Origin of the sequence: Streptomyces sp. NPDC058086 (genome assembly GCF_042885015.1) — a bacterium.
Lineage (GTDB): Bacteria > Actinomycetota > Actinomycetes > Streptomycetales > Streptomycetaceae > Streptomyces.
In genome coordinates, this window is record NZ_JBHVST010000013.1 from 84,766 (window position 1) to 99,908 (window position 15,143).

Annotated in this window: 17 protein-coding genes; 10 read left to right on the forward strand and 7 right to left on the reverse strand. The window is 69.9% G+C overall.

All coding sequences use genetic code 11. The annotated features are described in order from the left end of the window. Nucleotides 1-156 precede the first annotated feature (156 nt). A complete protein-coding gene (locus ACFVWD_RS13075) occupies nucleotides 157-1,149 on the reverse strand; it encodes a phospholipase D-like domain-containing protein (protein WP_389595781.1) in 993 nt (330 codons plus the stop codon). A gap of 515 nt (nucleotides 1,150-1,664) precedes the next feature. Between ACFVWD_RS13075 and ACFVWD_RS13080 the strand changes: the two genes are divergently transcribed. From ACFVWD_RS13080 to ACFVWD_RS13100, 5 genes are all read left to right on the forward strand, one after another. Next, nucleotides 1,665-1,853, forward strand: coding sequence for a hypothetical protein (locus ACFVWD_RS13080; protein ID WP_389595783.1), 189 nt, complete (start codon nucleotides 1,665-1,667; stop codon nucleotides 1,851-1,853). A gap of 321 nt (nucleotides 1,854-2,174) precedes the next feature. Next, nucleotides 2,175-3,020 carry an MIP/aquaporin family protein gene (locus ACFVWD_RS13085; RefSeq protein ID WP_389595785.1) on the forward strand — a complete coding sequence of 282 codons (846 nt, stop codon included), beginning with the start codon at nucleotides 2,175-2,177 and terminating at the stop codon, nucleotides 3,018-3,020. Between the two features lie 23 nt (nucleotides 3,021-3,043). Then, the gene (gene glpK / locus ACFVWD_RS13090; protein WP_389595787.1) at nucleotides 3,044-4,561 is read left to right on the forward strand and encodes a glycerol kinase GlpK; all 1,518 of its coding nucleotides are present in this window, start codon (nucleotides 3,044-3,046) and stop codon (nucleotides 4,559-4,561) included. Nucleotides 4,562-4,624: 63 nt separating this feature from the next. After that, nucleotides 4,625-4,819 carry a hypothetical protein gene (locus ACFVWD_RS13095; protein ID WP_389595789.1) on the forward strand — a complete coding sequence of 65 codons (195 nt, stop codon included), beginning with the start codon at nucleotides 4,625-4,627 and terminating at the stop codon, nucleotides 4,817-4,819. A gap of 9 nt (nucleotides 4,820-4,828) precedes the next feature. After that, on the forward strand, nucleotides 4,829-5,368 hold the full coding sequence (locus ACFVWD_RS13100) for a hypothetical protein (protein ID WP_389595791.1): 540 nt from the start codon (nucleotides 4,829-4,831) through the stop codon (nucleotides 5,366-5,368). Between the two features lie 333 nt (nucleotides 5,369-5,701). On the opposite strand, the gene ACFVWD_RS13105 is transcribed toward ACFVWD_RS13100, so the two are convergent. The 3 genes from ACFVWD_RS13105 to ACFVWD_RS13115 all read right to left on the reverse strand — a co-directional run bounded on the left by ACFVWD_RS13105 (nucleotide 5,702) and on the right by ACFVWD_RS13115 (nucleotide 7,236). Continuing rightward, entirely contained in the window at nucleotides 5,702-6,091 is a 390-nt protein-coding gene (locus ACFVWD_RS13105; RefSeq protein ID WP_389595793.1) for a luciferase family protein, read from the reverse strand. A 166-nt stretch (nucleotides 6,092-6,257) separates the two neighbouring features. Next, the gene (locus ACFVWD_RS13110) at nucleotides 6,258-6,479 is read right to left on the reverse strand and encodes a helix-turn-helix domain-containing protein (RefSeq protein ID WP_389595795.1); all 222 of its coding nucleotides are present in this window, start codon (nucleotides 6,477-6,479) and stop codon (nucleotides 6,258-6,260) included. A gap of 76 nt (nucleotides 6,480-6,555) precedes the next feature. Next, nucleotides 6,556-7,236, reverse strand: a complete 681-nt coding sequence (locus tag ACFVWD_RS13115) for a DUF6445 family protein (RefSeq protein WP_389595797.1) — start codon at nucleotides 7,234-7,236, stop codon at nucleotides 6,556-6,558. A gap of 208 nt (nucleotides 7,237-7,444) precedes the next feature. Between ACFVWD_RS13115 and rpmF the strand changes: the two genes are divergently transcribed. From rpmF to ACFVWD_RS13130, 3 genes are all read left to right on the forward strand, one after another. Beyond that, on the forward strand, nucleotides 7,445-7,615 hold the full coding sequence (gene rpmF, locus ACFVWD_RS13120; protein ID WP_168514536.1) for a 50S ribosomal protein L32: 171 nt from the start codon (nucleotides 7,445-7,447) through the stop codon (nucleotides 7,613-7,615). Nucleotide 7,616: 1 nt separating this feature from the next. Continuing rightward, nucleotides 7,617-8,579, forward strand: a complete 963-nt coding sequence (locus tag ACFVWD_RS13125; protein ID WP_389595799.1) for an ATP-binding protein — start codon at nucleotides 7,617-7,619, stop codon at nucleotides 8,577-8,579. A gap of 102 nt (nucleotides 8,580-8,681) precedes the next feature. After that, on the forward strand, nucleotides 8,682-9,074 hold the full coding sequence (locus tag ACFVWD_RS13130) for an SCO5389 family protein (RefSeq protein ID WP_389595801.1): 393 nt from the start codon (nucleotides 8,682-8,684) through the stop codon (nucleotides 9,072-9,074). A gap of 32 nt (nucleotides 9,075-9,106) precedes the next feature. Here the strand turns inward: ACFVWD_RS13130 and ACFVWD_RS13135 are convergent, their stop codons facing one another. After that, nucleotides 9,107-11,524, reverse strand: a complete 2,418-nt coding sequence (locus tag ACFVWD_RS13135) for a SpoIIE family protein phosphatase (RefSeq protein WP_389595909.1) — start codon at nucleotides 11,522-11,524, stop codon at nucleotides 9,107-9,109. 220 nt (nucleotides 11,525-11,744) lie between these two features. On the opposite strand from ACFVWD_RS13135, the gene ACFVWD_RS13140 reads away from it, so the two are divergent. Continuing rightward, complete coding sequence (locus ACFVWD_RS13140) at nucleotides 11,745-12,503, forward strand: peptidoglycan-binding protein (RefSeq protein ID WP_389595803.1); 759 nt, start codon at nucleotides 11,745-11,747, stop codon at nucleotides 12,501-12,503. A gap of 51 nt (nucleotides 12,504-12,554) precedes the next feature. On the opposite strand, the gene ACFVWD_RS13145 is transcribed toward ACFVWD_RS13140, so the two are convergent. Together ACFVWD_RS13145 and ACFVWD_RS13150 are read right to left on the reverse strand one after the other, a co-directional pair. After that, on the reverse strand, nucleotides 12,555-13,409 hold the full coding sequence (locus ACFVWD_RS13145) for an alpha/beta fold hydrolase (RefSeq protein ID WP_389595805.1): 855 nt from the start codon (nucleotides 13,407-13,409) through the stop codon (nucleotides 12,555-12,557). Further along, nucleotides 13,406-14,359, reverse strand: coding sequence for an alpha/beta hydrolase (locus ACFVWD_RS13150; RefSeq protein ID WP_389595807.1), 954 nt, complete (start codon nucleotides 14,357-14,359; stop codon nucleotides 13,406-13,408). The genes ACFVWD_RS13145 and ACFVWD_RS13150 overlap by 4 nt, the downstream gene beginning before the upstream one ends. 312 nt (nucleotides 14,360-14,671) lie before the next feature. Between ACFVWD_RS13150 and ACFVWD_RS13155 the strand changes: the two genes are divergently transcribed. After that, complete coding sequence (locus ACFVWD_RS13155; protein ID WP_389595809.1) at nucleotides 14,672-15,097, forward strand: hypothetical protein; 426 nt, start codon at nucleotides 14,672-14,674, stop codon at nucleotides 15,095-15,097. The last annotated feature ends 46 nt before the right edge of the window (nucleotides 15,098-15,143 follow it).

Consider the following 15,143-nt stretch of genomic DNA (forward strand, 5'->3'; position numbering starts at 1 on the left):
GTCTCCCCCTGCTGGAGACTCAAGATTGCGCCCCACGTTTCCACACCCCCTCCTGCTCGCTCTGCATCTGAAACGCGCGAAGGCCCGCGGCCTTGCCCTCCGGTGGCGCCATGGGAGCCCGGACCTGGAAGGTGAAGGCCGAGCCTGCAACGGGTGCTAGGCGGTGGTGCCGCCCGAGTAGTCGCTGTTGAAGGTGGTCTCGATGGTGGTGGCAACGGCTTGGGCCACACCGGTGCCCGTGAGGATGATGCCCAGTTCCCGGTTGTTGCTGAGCGAGTTGCTGCTGATGTTCATGGAACCCGCTTCCACCTTCTGGGTGGACAGGCCGTAGTCGGCGACCATCGCCTTGGCATGGATGTAGAAGCCGTTGGGGTCGGAGTATCCGACGACCGTGCCGCCGGCCGCCTTGATCGCGGACACCTCGCTGGAGTAGCTGGAGGGGGTCTCCAGGACCAGGCGTACGGTGACGCCCGCCTGTGCCCTGGCCACGATGGCGTTGACCACCGCGCTGTCGCTGAGTTCCAGTTCCTCGACGTCGAGCGTCGTGGTGGCGCCGTTGATCAGGGACAGCAGGCGGTTGCGGGAGTCGGTGGGGGACCAGAGCAGATGGTCGCCATCGGTCGGCGTGATCGCGGTGCTCGTGTAGTCCGCGTTGAAGACCTTCTCGATCGAGGCGACGTCGCGGCTGTCGTCGTCGAACACGCCGTAGTCACGGCCGGTCGGGTAGTACTGGGAGGTGAGGTTGCCGGTGAGGATCAGTGACTTGGCGCCGTCCACCGTGACGGTCTTCTGGTGGGTGTAGACGAAGGTCGAGGACGACCAGACCACTCCCGCGCCCGCGCTCGTCAGGGCGTTGTACGCCGACTGGTTGGCGGACTTGTGCGCGCCGTCCAGGATCACCCGTACCCTGACGCCCTTGTTCTCCAGGGCTATGAGGTCGTTGACGGCCGTGGTGTCCTCCAGCTCGTACATGGTCATGTCGAGGGAGGAGGTGGCCGAGTTGATGAAGCCATAGATGGTCGGCTGGCTGCTGCTCTGCGAGAAGGCGAACGCGGAGTAGCTTGCGGCGTTCGCGGGGACGGCGGTGGCGAGCACGGCGGCGCCGACTGTCAGCGTGACACCCGCGCGGCCGAGGACCTTCCACAACATGCGTCGCTCCTGGTCGAGTTGACGCCCACCCGGGAGTGATGGGCACGTGCATGACAGCACGCGCGTAGAACGGTGAGGAAGGGAGGCTTCGTGAACGCGGAGTTACCGCCGGGCCGTGCAGACGGACAAAGGGGACTTCGCGCAGGTGGGGAGTGGTTCATGCGATCCTCGCGCGATCGCAAAATCTTCGTACTTGGAGTGCTCGTAGCCCGGACCGGCCGGCCAGGGAAGGGCGCGCACCCCACCGGCGGACCAAAGAGGACTCCGTACCTCGAGGGGACGGACGCAGTCGTCGTCCCCCTGGCGGCGTAGTCGATACTCTCCCCGCGGGGAACGCGTGTGCGGATGCGGGGCGTCGATGGCGAATCGGAGGCCAGTGCGGCTGCGCTGCGGCACCTTGGTCATCGGGCGTGTACTGCTGCTCGCGGTCGCGTTCTTGGAACCGGGGGCTCGGCGGTCCTGTCACCGTCCGCCCCTGAACGGCCGTTCGATAACAGCCGGGGACCCCCGGCTTCGTGAAGCGCAATCCGTACGAGAGTGACCCCGGCTTCTGGCCCGTGCTCGACGCGAACTGTGTCTGGCAGCGCGATCCACTGCCCGCGACGGTACTCCCCACCCTCACTCGCTACGGCGAACTGCCCGCGCAGGACGGCAGGGGTCCGATCCGCGTCGCCGCTGTTGTCACTGCGCAACGAACCGCGTAGGAAGCCGACTGGGGGATGGTCGAGACCCTCGTGATATCGATTTGCCCTGTTATCTTCATTACCTAGAGTTATGTCTCATTGCGTGGCTGTGAGCGTCCTCGCCGCGCAGCCCGTGCCTGACCCGGCACCCGGCGAAGCGTTGATCCGGCGCGGCCGTGGACATCGGTGCGCGGGCCCCGAAGGGGGTGTCCCGGCGAATGACCAGGTCTGAGAGTGCGATATTTCGCTGTTTCTGCGGTTATTTCTTGATCGACCTATGCTGATGCCGTGAGGACTCGGGCAGTCGACGGCCGGTGCTGAACCGGCGGGAGGCGGGCTTACATGACTGAGCGGTTCAAAAGGTCGGGGTTGATTGGCGAGCTATCGGCTGAATTCGCGGGCACCATGATTCTCATCCTCTTCGGTTGCGGCGTGGTGGCCCAGGTGGTCGCCGGCGGAGCGCTCACGACTCCACCGGGTGGCCTCGGAAACCACGACAGCATCTCCTGGGCGTGGGGCATCGGCGTCACCATGGGTGTCTACGTCGCGGCACGGCTGAGCGGCGCGCATCTCAACCCCGCGGTGACCGTCGCCCTCGCCGCGTTCAAGGGCTTCCCGTGGAACAAGGTGGCGCCCTACGCGCTGGCGCAGACGGCCGGCGCTTTCGTGGCGGCCCTCCTCGTGCGGTGGGACTACACCGAAGCGCTGGCGAAGGCCGACCCAGGTCACACGATCAAGACGCAGTTCGTGTTCTCCACGCTCCCCGCCAACGGCAACCCGAACCTGCCGGTGTACGAGTGGGGCGCGTTTCGCGACCAGGTCATGGGCACCGCCATCCTGCTGCTGCTGATCCTGGCCATCACGGACCTGCTCAACACACCCCCTGGCGCCAACCTGGGCCCGTTCATCATCGGCCTGGTCGTCGTGGGCATCGGCATGGCCTGGGGTACCAACGCGGGCTACGCGATCAATCCGGCACGTGACTTCGGTCCCCGTCTGGCCAGTTTCCTCACGGGGTACGGCGGCGCATGGCGAGATCAGTACGGGAACTTCTACTTCTGGGTGCCGATCCTCGGTCCCCTGGCCGGCGGTCTGGTCGGTGCGGCCCTGTACAAGTTCTTCGTCGGCCGATTCCTGCCGACAGCGGAGCCGGAGCCCCCGGGCCGTATCCCCGCTCCCAAGGACTGACACCTACCAAAAGGTGGCACCCTATGGCTGATTTCGTCGGCGCGGTGGACCAAGGGACCACCAGTACCCGATTCATGATCTTCGATCATGCGGGCAACGAGGTGGCGAAGCACCAGCTGGAGCACGCCCAGATCCTTCCGCGCTCCGGATGGGTCGAGCACGACCCCGTCGAGATCTGGGAGCGCACCAACTCCGTGATACAGAACGCTCTGCGGCACGGGAACCTGTCCCCGACCGACCTGGCCGCGATCGGCATCACCAACCAGCGGGAGACCACCGTTGTCTGGGACCCGCGCAACGGCCGCCCCTACTACAACGCCATCGTCTGGCAGGACACCCGCACCGACTCCATCGCCGCGGCCCTGGAACGCTCGGGCCAGGGAGACGTCATCCGCCACAAGGCGGGCTTGCCACCGGCGACCTACTTCTCCGGCGGCAAGATCCAGTGGATCCTGGAGAACGTCGACGGCGTCCGCGAGGCAGCCGAGCAGGGACACGCCCTCTTCGGCAACACGGACTGCTGGGTTCTGTGGAACCTGACCGGCGGCCCGGACGGCGGCATCCACGCCACCGACGTGACCAACGCCAGCCGCACCATGCTGATGGACCTGGAAACCCTCGACTGGGACGACGAACTGCTGGGCTTCTTCCATATCCCCCGGGAGATGCTGCCCACCATCAACCCCTCGTCCCATCGGGAGGCGTTCGGTGTGACGCGCACATCCCGGCCACTGCGCGCCGCCATCCCCATCAGCGGGGTGCTCGGCGACCAACAGGCGGCCACCGTCGGACAGGTCTGCTACGCGCCCGGCGAGGCCAAGAACACCTACGGCACCGGCAACTTCCTGGTGCTCAACACCGGCACGGAACTGGTCCGCTCACAGCACGGCCTACTCACCACCGTGGCGTACCAGTTCGGCGACAGCCCAGCGGTCTACGCCCTGGAGGGCTCCATCGCGGTCACCGGGTCCGCGGTGCAATGGCTGCGCGACCAGATGAAGATCATCAGCAGCGCGGCCGAGAGCGAGACCCTGGCTCGCACCGTCGAGGACAACGGCGGCATGTACTTCGTCCCGGCGTTCTCCGGCCTGTTCGCCCCGTACTGGCGCTCCGACGCCCGGGGCGCGATCGTCGGCCTCGCCCGGTACAACGACAACGGCCACCTGGCCCGGGCGACGCTGGAAGCCATCTGCTACCAGAGCCGCGACGTCGTCGAGGCCATGGAGCAGGACTCCGGCGTCCACCTCGACGTGCTCAAGGTCGACGGCGGTGTCACCGCCAACGACCTGTGCATGCAGATCCAGGCCGATGTCCTCGGCGTACCGGTCAGCCGCCCGGTCGTCGCCGAGACCACCGCGCTCGGCGCCGCCTACGCGGCAGGGCTGGCCACCGGCTTCTGGCGGGACACCGACGAACTGCGCACCCACTGGCAGGAGTCCAAACGCTGGGAGCCCCAGTGGTCCGACGACCAGCGAGCGGAGGGTTACGCGGGCTGGAAGCAGGCAGTGGAGCGCACGCTCAACTGGGTCAAGGTCGAATAGGCCGGGTGCGTCCCGGCGCTCCCGGATCGACAGCACCTCTTCGGGACCGGGCCGTTCGTCAGGGTGATCGCTCGTCGCATCCAGGCGATCGGCTTCCGCCACGAGGAAGGCGAGGTTCCGATCGCCCACTTCGTCGACCTCACCGACGTACGGTCGCTGCCGGACACCGTGATCGCCCAGGACGATCGCTGGCAGGACCTGGTGCCGGGCAACTCGTATGTCGGCGGAACCGTTATGACCGAGCAGGCGCGCCCATGATCGAGGCCGTTGTCCGGAACACGATCGAGGCAGCCGAATCAGTGCGGTTGCTCGAACTCGAAACCCGTCGACGGCAGCCCGCTACCGGGGTTCGTCGCCGGCGACCACATCGACGTCACGCCGGCCCCTGGGCTGCTGCGCGGCTACTCGCTGATCGGCGCCCCCGAACGGGAACCGTCGTCCTATCGGATCGCGGTGGCACTCGACCCGGAAAGCAGGGGAGGGTCACGTGCTGTCCACGAGTCCATCCACGTCGGCTCCCGCCTCGTGATCAGCGAACCGGTCAGCGATTTCCGGCTCACCGAATCCGCCCCGCGCAGCGTTTTGACCGCCGAAGCCCCCGCCACGCCCGGAATCTTCGCCGGCAACTGCATGGCGAACTCCGCCGGCTGGCCCGCCGCCCCCCTCCCGCTCCAGCTCTCCGTCGCCACGGAACAAGGCCGCCTGCGGACGGATGACACAGTGGCACAGTTCGGCCTGGCCAGCGGTGCCAGTGCCGGCGTGATGCTGATGAACTGGTCGGCCCCACCGCCCGCCCCCACCAGATGACTTCGATCAGCGCTGAACACAGGCTCGCGGGTCTGAACCGGGTGGTCGGGGCGGTTGGAGTCGGCGAGCGTGAACTGCCGCAGTGGTGGCGAAGCGGGTCTCGATCGGGTCGACCCAGGAGGCGTAGGGTCGGTCTGTTCGGCCGGCACGGTGCGGGCGTGGGCCATGGAACGACATCGGCGCCGGGAGCGGCCGCATCGCCCTCGACCGCTACAAGGCGCACATCATCCTGTACGTCGGTGACGCCCAGGGCGCGAACCCTCCGCCCCGGCGGACGGCACACTCGGCCTGTACCCCGTCGACCAGAAGGGCACCCATGGTCGAGGCGGCGTCTCAGCCGACGCTGTCGCGTGGAAGCACCATGCTGCGTAGGTCGTTGCAGCCCGCCGAGGGAGAGTCGCCCGGAACCGGCCACGTCTGGTGGGCCTTCAGAGCGAGGCTCACCAGGGTGAGGAGCAGACCGATGTCGGCGTCGACTTCGAGGCGTATGGTCACCCACCGCGATTCGGGCACCATCCGGACCGCGCTCGCGCCCCTGAGATGATCCTGGAAACGGTGAATGGCACGGGCTGTGAGGTGCAGGTCGACATCGTGATCCGAATGGAAATGCACGATCTCGCCCTGTGCCGAACTCAGCGCCCGCCCTGTGCCGCAGCTCGGCCGGGCCTCCGTGAGGTCCGGCCAGCCCGCCAGTTGCGTCATGGCACGCGAGGCCAACGTCATGCGCCCATCATGACGAGCTCACCGTCCGGCCACCAGGACTTGAGCAAGCTGTAACTGAGCCGTAGCCCACGCATGTCCGGAAATGGCGGGTGGAAGTCAGAGGTGTTTCTCTCCGAGCGGGCTGCGTTGCGCGACGTCGAGGGCGAGGTCGTACGGGACGGGTGGGTCAGGCGGGGGCGAGCGCCATGAGCTGGAGAGCGAAGACGAGCCTGATGCCGGGATCGGCGAGATTGACACCGACGGTCTGTTCGATCTTCGTCAGTCGGTAGCGCAGGGTGTTCGCAACGTCTCCCGTGTCAACGGGCTGGTCGGCGAGCCCTTCAAGTCCTTCAACGGCGCGCCCGTCGCGGTCGTCGTCGTCCTCGGTTTCGCCGGCGCCTGGTGGCACAGCCGAGCGGCCCCGGACTGCGAGGTCCGGGGCCGCTCGGTATCGGCGCGCGGGCTCACGCCATCGGTACGCGGACTCACGCCATCCAGAAGAAGACCGCGGTCATCCGCTTGTCCTCCATCGTGCTGCCCCAGTAGCCGGTGGCACTGTGCATCAGGTTGGCGTGGTAGAGGAGCAGCCGGTTGCAGCGGTGCGGGACCTCGAGGTCCTCGACGAAGGAGTCCGGCGCCACGAACCGCGTACCGAGCGCGTCGACCAGGTTGTTGTGCGGAGCCGCCACCACATTCCCGCCGAGCCGGCCGCCGGGCAGGTTCTGCCGGTAGAAGCTCGTTCCGCAGCTCTTGGGTACGACCGGGTTGAGATAGAGCACGGCGGCGTAGCGGCACAGCGCGCGGGAGTCGGTGTGCGGCCGCGGTTGGCCCTCGTCCTTGCCGACCACCTGGACGCAGTTGTGGTTGAGCGTGCCCCCGGAGGGCGTGCTCTGCACCCACAGCTCCTTCGCGCCGGTGGCCTTCTTCACCAGCCGCTCCACACGGGCCAGTTCGCCCGGTTCGAGCCCCGGCATCGTCCGCAGGCCCGGCCAGCTCTCCGAGGTGTACGGATAGCCCTTGGCCCAGTCGTCCTTGGCGAGACAGCGCGCCCGGACGGCGTCCACGTCGGGCAGCACATCGTCGAAGACCCAGTAGTCCCGGTCACGGGTCGGTTTCCGATACGGGAGGACAGGGAGGGCCGGAGTCCGTGGGGGGTGTGAGGACATGCGGCCGACCATAGTGGCGGCGTCGGTCACCACTCGCCTTGGAATTGGTCAACAATCTGTCAACTCCCCTTGGTCGCAAAGCCGTCGGCGCGCCTTCCGCGCCCCGCGCATGCTCCGTGCGCATCTCACGCACGCGCCGCGCGCCAGCTTGGAAATGAGATCCATTTTCAGATAGCGTGAGCCGTGTCCACCTACCTTGGAGACCGACATGGCCGTGCCCAAACGCAAGATGTCCCGCAGCAACACCCGCCACCGTCGCGCCCAGTGGAAGGCCGCCACGGCGCAACTCGCCCCGATCACCGTCGACGGCGCCTCCCACCTCGTACCGCAGCGTCTGGCCAAGGCGTACGAACGCGGCCTGCTGCGCCCGGAGGGCTGACATGCGCGCGGCCTTCGTCGGAAAGGGCGGCAGCGGCAAGACCACGCTGTCGGCCCTCTTCTCCCGCCGGCTGGCGCACTCCGGCGCGCCCGTCGTCGCCATCGACGGCGACATCAACCAACACCTGGCACACGCCCTCGGCCTCAGCGACGACGAGACCTTCGCCGCCCCGCCCCTCAGTGCGCGGCTCGGTGAGATCAAGGCCCACCTGCGCGGCAGCAACCCGCGCATCACCTCGCCCGAGGCCATGATCAAGACCACCCCTCCGGGCCGCGGCTCACGCCTGCTGCGCCTCCTCGGCGACGACCCGGTGCACACCCCGCACCTCCAACGGGTCGGCGGCGTACCGCTGATGGTCACCGGCGAGTTCGACGAGAGCGATCTCGGCGTGGCCTGCTACCACTCCAAACTCGGAGCGGTGGAGCTGTACCTCAACCATCTCGTCGACGGGCCGGGCGAGTACGTCGTCGTCGACATGACCGCCGGCGCCGACGCCTTCGCCTCCGGACTGTTCACCCGCTTCGACATGACCTTCCTGGTCGCCGAGCCCACCCGCAAGGGCGTCTCCGTCTACCGCCAGTACCGCGACCACGCCCAGGAGTTCGGCATCCCGATCGCGGTGATCGGGAACAAGGTCACCGGCGAGGACGACCTGCTCTTCCTCAAGAAACACGTCGGCGACGACCTCCTGACGTACGTCCGGCACTCCTCCTGGGTGCGCGCCCAGGAGCAGGGCCGACCCCACGGCGACCTCGAACCGCACAACATCCACGCGCTGGGTCACATGCGGACGGCCCTGGACGCCCGTACCAAGGACTGGACGGCCTTCCAGGAACACGCCGTCGCCCTCCACCTCCGCAACGCCGCGGCCTGGGCCGACCGGGCCACCGGCACCGACCTCTCCGCACAGATCGACCCCGACTTCCGGCACGGCCCCACCGCTCTCGCACCGTCCGCCGACTGACCCTCCCCGCGCACGGCCCGAGTGCGACCGGCACAACACCGAACCACCGAACCACCGAAACGCCGAAACACCGAACCACCTAGCGACAGGACTGCCACTCTCATGTCACTCGACGTCTCCCCGAAGCTGCTCGCCGAAGCCGAACGCGGTCCGGTCCGCGAAGCGGACTTCGTGGACACCGTCCGTACGTCCCTGCCGTACGCGTACGGCCTCATCGCCGACCTGGCTCATCAACTCCACGACGGGACGGCGGAGTTCGCTGACAACCACACCCCGCCGCCCTCCGAGAAGGAACGCGGCCAACTGCTGCGGGCGCTAGCCAGCGACGCGATCCGCGGCAGCCTGGAACGGCACTTCGGCGTCACCCTCGCCTTCATGAACTGCCATCGCGTCGCCGCCTTCCGCCCCGAGGACAGGGGAGGCGCCACCCACGCCCGGTTCACCTCGCAGCGTTCGCAGATCCTCAACCAGTCACCCGAGTTCCGCGACTGCTGAACCCCGCGGCCGCGCGGCCGTGCGTCCGTCCGTCACATCGCGGGCTGGGTGGTCAGCGACTGCTCGGCCCAGATGATTTTCCCCTCGGGGGTGTAGCGGGTTCCCCAGCGCTGGGTGAACTGGGAGATCAGGAACAGCCCGCGGCCACCCTCGTCGGTGGTCTTCGGGTGGCGCAGATGCGGGGCGGTCGCGGCGCCGTCGGAAACCTCGCAGATCAGCGCCCGCTCGGTGATCAGACGCAGCTGAATCGGCCCCGAGGCGTACCGGATCGCGTTGGTGACGAGCTCGCTCACGACCAACTCGGTGGTGAAGGCCAACTCGTCCAGGCCCCACGCGCTCAGCTGCTGTGTCGCCACCTTCCTGGCCTCGGCGACCATGGCCGGGTCCGTGGACAGGTCCCAGGTCGCGACCTGGTCGGCGCCGAGCCGGCGGGTGCGCGCCATCAGCAGCGCCACGTCGTCGTACGGCCGTGACGGCACGAGATCGTCCACGATCGTGCGGCACACGCCGTCCAACGGCTGACGGTGCGAGGCCAACGCGCCCCGCAGCCGCTCCCGGCCCGCATCCGGATCCCGCCCCGTGCGGGGCGTGGCGATCAGCCCGTCGGTGTGCAGGGCGAGCACACTGCTTTCCTCCAGGGTGAACTCCACCGATTCGAAGGGCAGTCCGGCGACACCCAGCGCGGGACCACGGGGAAGGTCCGCGAACGTGACGGTGCCGTCGGGAGCGATGACCGCGGGTGCGGGATGCCCCGCGCCCGCCATCACGCACCGCCCGCTCACCGGGTCGTACACCACGTACAGACAGCTGGCTCCGACGGCCTGCATCCCGCTGGTGAGGGTGTCCGCGCCGCTGCCCTCCTCCCGGGCGGCCCGGCTGACCAGGTCGTCCAGGTGCGCGAGCACCTCCTCGGGCGACAGGTCCAGATCGGCGAGGGTCTGTACGGCGGCCCGCAGCCGCCCCATGGCGGCGGCGCCGTCGATGCCGTGACCGGTCACCTCGCCCACGACCAGCGCCACCCGGGCCCCGGACAGCGGAATGACGTCGAACCAGTCCCCGGCGAGGCCCGTCAGCTCGTCCGCGGGCCGGTAGCAGGCCGAGACCTCCACCGCGTTCTGCTCGGGGAAGCGGTGCGGGAGCAGATTGCGCTGGAGTACGAGCGCCGCGTCGCGCTCACGGGTGTAACGACGGGCGTTGTCGAGGCACAGGGCCGCCCTGCCGACGAACTCCTCCGCCAGGCTCAGATCGTCCTCGTCGAAGGGGTCCTCGCGCTCGCGCCGGAAGAACGTGGTGATACCCAGCGTGACGCCACGGGCCCGGACGGGCACGATCATCGCGCTGTGCAGCCCGAGGTCGAGGAAGGAGGCGACCGGACCCTCGCGGGCGCTCGTGCTCCACTTCCTGGCCAGCGGATCCAGCCGCGCCTCACACCAGGACCGGCCCTCGGCCAGCGCGCGCACCGGGGGAGAGGTCGTCCGGTAGGTCGCGGCCTCACCCACCTCGACGGCGGTTTCGGGGACCCCGGCCCGGACCGACTGCTGTCCGGCACGCCGCAGCGACACCACGTCCGTGTCGCTCAGCCGGCCGGACACCGGCTCGGCGCCCCTGAGCACGGACTCCAGCAGGTCCACGGTGACGAAGTCGGCCAGCCCCGGTACGGCGACATCGGCCAGCTCCTGCGCGGTGTGCAGGACGTCCAGGCTGCGCCCGATGTGCTCCCCGGCCCGGTCGAGCAGCGCCAGCCGCCGTCGCGCACGGTAGTGATCGGTGACGTCGACGACGGTGTAGTACACCCCGATCGGATGGTCGTGGTCGTCCTCCAGCCGGATGAACGACAAGGAGTGCGCGGTCTCGCGATGCGGCGCGGACCGTATCCGGCCCACGTGCTCGTACCCGACGACCGGCCGACCGCTCTCAAGTACCTGGCGCATCTGCGCCTCGAGCGCCTCGGCGTCCAGGCCCGGCTGGATGTCGGCGAGCCTGCGCCCCAGCCGCCGGTGCGGCGGGCCCCCGCCGAACTGCTCCAGCGCGGCGTTCGACCACACATAGCGCAGGTCCGTGTCGACGATGGCGATGCCCACCGGCGAGCGGGCGTTCATCCGCTCCAGCACCGACCGGCTCATGTCCCAGCCGGGGCCACCGGCCAGATCGGCGAGCAGCACCACCCAGCGCGTCGGCCCGCCGCTCTCCCGTATCGGGACGACCCGGACCATCACCCGGACCGCGTGCCCGTCCCGGTGCAGCGCGGACAGCAGTCCCGCCCAGCCGTTGCCGTCGCGGCACCGCGCCGCAAGGTCGGGGATCCGCGCCGCGTCCTCCGGGAGCAGCAGGTCGGCGGCGCGGCGGCCCAGGACCTCGGAGGGCGCGTACCCCAGCAGCCGCTCGGCGTCCGCGGTCCAGCTGGTCACCGTCATCCGGGCGTCGAGCAGCAGCGGCGCGGCGTCCGCCATGTTGAAGCGCCGGCGGGCGGCCGACACGTCTCGTTCCTCGCTCGCAGCCACGGCGACCCTCTCCGCTCCCCCGAGGTGGTCCTACCCGCTATTTGCCCATTCTTCACGTTGTACGACCACGTGGGCCCGGGGGCCTGGGGCGCCGTTGAACCCTGGGGCCGGTGGCCGCGTATCACTCCACGGGGATGGCGTGAAACCGCGCGCGCGGAAGGAGAGCAGTGTGCCGACACCGCCCGAACCAGGGCAGCCCGGGGGGCGACGGGCGATCGAACCCACCTATGTTCAGCGGCGCCGCCGGACGGAGGCACTCGCGCAACTTCTGAAGGAGGTGCGCGAGGAGCAGAACGGGCCCGACCCGGACGAGAACTACGAGGTCATCGCCGTACCGGCCACGACGGGCGCTGTCATGCCGCCGGTGGCCGAGGACGCGACCGAGGAACTGCCACCCGTCCTGGTGGGCGAGGACTACACCCGGGGCGCGAGACCGGTGGGGGCGCGTGGGCCCTCCTTCACTCCCGGCGTCCGCCACGGGCTCGGGCCCGCGGGCGAGCGGACGGCCAGGTGGGGCACCGGGCAGCGCCGCGCGGCGGTCGTCATCGGGGTCACGGGGGCGGCCCTCGTCGGCTTCGCCCTCGCGCTCCTGTTGCCCGGCGGTGAGCAGGAGGCCGGAGCACAGGCCGGGCGGGCCCCGACCGGCGCACCCACGACGGCCGCCGCCCAGGCCCCGTCCGCGAGCGGCGACCCGGACGGAGCGGGCACCCTCCGCGAGGGGGACAGCGGCCCCGCGGTAAAGGACCTGCAGCAACGGCTGCTCCGGATCCCGAACGTCTACGACCACGGCTCCGCGAACGGCACCTACGACGCCACGCTCACGGCCGCGGTCGCGCGCTTCCAGCTCTGGTACGGGATCCGGGGCGACGAGACGGGGGTCTACGGCAACGACACCCGCGCCGACCTCGAATCCCGTACGACGCTGTGACCCCGTACGGCCGCGTCTGCGGCATGATCCGTCGGACAGGCCCAAGGACCGTCAGGTGGCCGCGAACGACAGGGTGAACTCCCTTATGGCCCGGGCGAGTTCCGTCGGCCGGTCCAGGGGCACCAGGGTGTAGCTGTCGTCGATCTCGACCAGCCGTCCGCGCGGCAGCAGCGTGGCGAGGCGCCGGCCGTGCTCGGGCGGCATCACGCGGTCGCCGCGCGCCCAGACGACGAGGGCGGGGCGGTCGAAGCCCGGCAGCCGTTCGGCCGCGGCGAGCAGCAGACCGGTGTCCGCCGCCGCCGCGCGCAGCGTGCGCACGGCGTCGCGGCGGATCTCCGGCCGTTCGAGGACCGGCCTGATCCACCGTGCGGTGGCGGCGTCTCCCCGGAGGGTCAGCCACCCGAAGGCGACCGGCATGCGGCGCAGCGGCCGCAGCCGCATCTGTTGCATGAACATCCCGAACAGCCGAGGTGGGAGCCTGCCGCTGAGGACGAGCGTCCGGCCCGTCAGCCCGGGCGGGAAGTTGTCGAAGGCGTCGCACGACACGAGCACCACCCCCGCCACCCGTGCCGCACCGTCGCCCATCATGAGCTGGACGAGCGCACCGCCGGTGTCATTGCCGACCAGGACGACGTCCCGCAGATCGAGGCGGTCGAGGAACTCCGCGACCAGCCGGGCCACCCCCGGCAGCGACAGGTCGGCGTCGGCCCGCATTCCGTGCCGATGCGCCCCGAGCGGCAGGGTCGGCGCCACGCACCGGTGGTCGGCGGCGAGTTCGGTGATCGTCTCGTCCCACAGCGAGGCGTCCATCATCAGCCCGTGCAGCAGCACCAGCACCGGACCGTCGCCACCGGTGTCGCGGTACGCGACCGTCCCCGCCGACAGCTCGATCTCTCCCGTCGTCATCGGCGCTCCGCGGAGGCGACGGAGGCCACCGGGGAATCGAGCACATGTCGGCGCAGGAACGACAACTCGACGTCGACGGCCCGTTCGTGCGCGTCCAGGAACGGTGCGTAGTGCCCGCCGGGCAGCCGGACCAGCTCCGCGCGGGGCGCCCGCCGCGTCGCGTGCACGGCCGCCGTGGGCGAAGCGGACTGGTCCTGCTCGCATACGACGACGAGCAGCGGACACCGTACGCGGGGGGCGTCACGGCCGGGACGGTAGAACCCGAGGCCGAGCGCCGAGCGGGCCGCGACCTCCTGCCGCCAGTCCGGGTACCGGTTGCCGGGATTGAGCGCGCGCGGGACGTCGGCCGTGTCCGGCGTGGTGAGGACGGCGACGGTGCCGGGCTCGCCGCCGAGCGGCACCAGCAGGGGCGGACGGCCGAGGAGGCCGCCGGCCGCGTCGAGGACGCCCCTGCCGAACAGGCGCAGCAGGGCGAGTGGCTTCTGGTGGCGCGCCGCCAGGCGTGCGGCGGCCGGCCCCCCGACGTTCGGCGTCTGGGCGATCACCGCGGCGAGGTGCGGGGTGCGCGCCGCGACCCGCAGGAGGTGACCGGCGGATGCGGAGAAGCCCCAGAGCGCCAGCCTGCTCCGGTCGACTCCCGGCAGGGTCGCGGCGAACTCGATGGCGGCTCGCCAGTCCGTCACCTGCCCGCTGGCCGAGGCGACTTGGCGCGGCCGGCCACCGCTCTCGCCGAATCCGCGATAGTCGAAGGCCAGCACGCCGAACCCGGCGTCGTGGAACCGTCGCGCGAACAGGTCGGTGCCCGGTTCCTTCGTCACGGCGAACCCGCCCGCCATGATCACACAGGAGCCGTCGGTCCCCGGATAGTGCCAGGCGGCACACTCGCTGCCGCCACTGCTGAAACGGACCTTCTCCCGCTCCCCGGACACCGGATCGGTCACGTCTTTCATCAGGGCCTCCCATGTGCGTCTGCCGTGTCTTTGCCGAGCGTCTGAATCCAAGAGGGTTCATGAGGACCCCGGTGTGACATCGCCGCGCCCCTCCGTTGGACTTCCCACCGGGAGCAGACCTCCGCGGGCCGCTGTAGTACCGCGGTGGCACATGGACTCCCCGGAATGACTCCCTGGGTACGACGGCTTCGCGCCCACGGGCTTCTACCGTGGCGAGTGAGGAAGCGGGGGATCGAAGCGCGGGGGATCGAAGCGCGGGGATCGAAGCGGCGGGATCCATGAGCCGTCCAGTCACGAAGGGAGCCGGCGAAGATGGCCACCGCCCACAGCGACGCCGCCCAGGACAGGCAGGTGCCGGAGCCCGACGGCACGCGCCCGCTCGCCGTCGTGCTGCTCTGCGCAGGTGTCGCGATGCTGCCCTGGCTTCTGGTGCTGGCGAACTCCCTGCCCGCCACCGAGTCCGCCACATGGATAGGACTCGACGTACTCGAGGCACTGGGTCTGGCCGCCACCGGCCTCCTCATGCTCCGCCGGGACCCGCGGGGCTGCCTCACGGCCACCGCGACCGCAGTACTCCTCGTCGCCGACGCCTGGTTCGACGTGACGACCGCGGCCCCCGGTACCGAACTCGCCACGGCCGCCGCCATGGCCCTCGGCGTGGAACTCCCCATGGCGGTCCTGTGCGCGGTGCAGGCTGTACGTTCCTGGCCGGACTCGGCGCGGCGAAACCGGCGGTGACGGAGTCGCCCTTCATCCGTTCGGCCGAGCTGGTTGAATGACGCTC

What these genes read in the sequence shown, in the direction of transcription:
- ACFVWD_RS13075 (WP_389595781.1), bottom strand. Translation starts at nt 1,149, where the DNA reads ATGTTGTGGAAGGTCCTCGGCCGCGCGGGTGTCACGCTGACAGTCGGC.
- ACFVWD_RS13085 (WP_389595785.1), top strand. Translation starts at nt 2,175, where the DNA reads ATGACTGAGCGGTTCAAAAGGTCGGGGTTGATTGGCGAGCTATCGGCT.
- glpK (WP_389595787.1), top strand. Translation starts at nt 3,044, where the DNA reads ATGGCTGATTTCGTCGGCGCGGTGGACCAAGGGACCACCAGTACCCGA.
- ACFVWD_RS13105 (WP_389595793.1), bottom strand. Translation starts at nt 6,091, where the DNA reads ATGACGTTGGCCTCGCGTGCCATGACGCAACTGGCGGGCTGGCCGGAC.
- ACFVWD_RS13115 (WP_389595797.1), bottom strand. Translation starts at nt 7,236, where the DNA reads ATGTCCTCACACCCCCCACGGACTCCGGCCCTCCCTGTCCTCCCGTAT.
- rpmF (WP_168514536.1), top strand. Translation starts at nt 7,445, where the DNA reads ATGGCCGTGCCCAAACGCAAGATGTCCCGCAGCAACACCCGCCACCGT.
- ACFVWD_RS13125 (WP_389595799.1), top strand. Translation starts at nt 7,617, where the DNA reads ATGCGCGCGGCCTTCGTCGGAAAGGGCGGCAGCGGCAAGACCACGCTG.
- ACFVWD_RS13130 (WP_389595801.1), top strand. Translation starts at nt 8,682, where the DNA reads ATGTCACTCGACGTCTCCCCGAAGCTGCTCGCCGAAGCCGAACGCGGT.
- ACFVWD_RS13135 (WP_389595909.1), bottom strand. Translation starts at nt 11,524, where the DNA reads ATGGCGGACGCCGCGCCGCTGCTGCTCGACGCCCGGATGACGGTGACC.
- ACFVWD_RS13145 (WP_389595805.1), bottom strand. Translation starts at nt 13,409, where the DNA reads ATGACGACGGGAGAGATCGAGCTGTCGGCGGGGACGGTCGCGTACCGC.
- ACFVWD_RS13150 (WP_389595807.1), bottom strand. Translation starts at nt 14,359, where the DNA reads ATGAAAGACGTGACCGATCCGGTGTCCGGGGAGCGGGAGAAGGTCCGT.
- ACFVWD_RS13155 (WP_389595809.1), top strand. Translation starts at nt 14,672, where the DNA reads ATGGCCACCGCCCACAGCGACGCCGCCCAGGACAGGCAGGTGCCGGAG.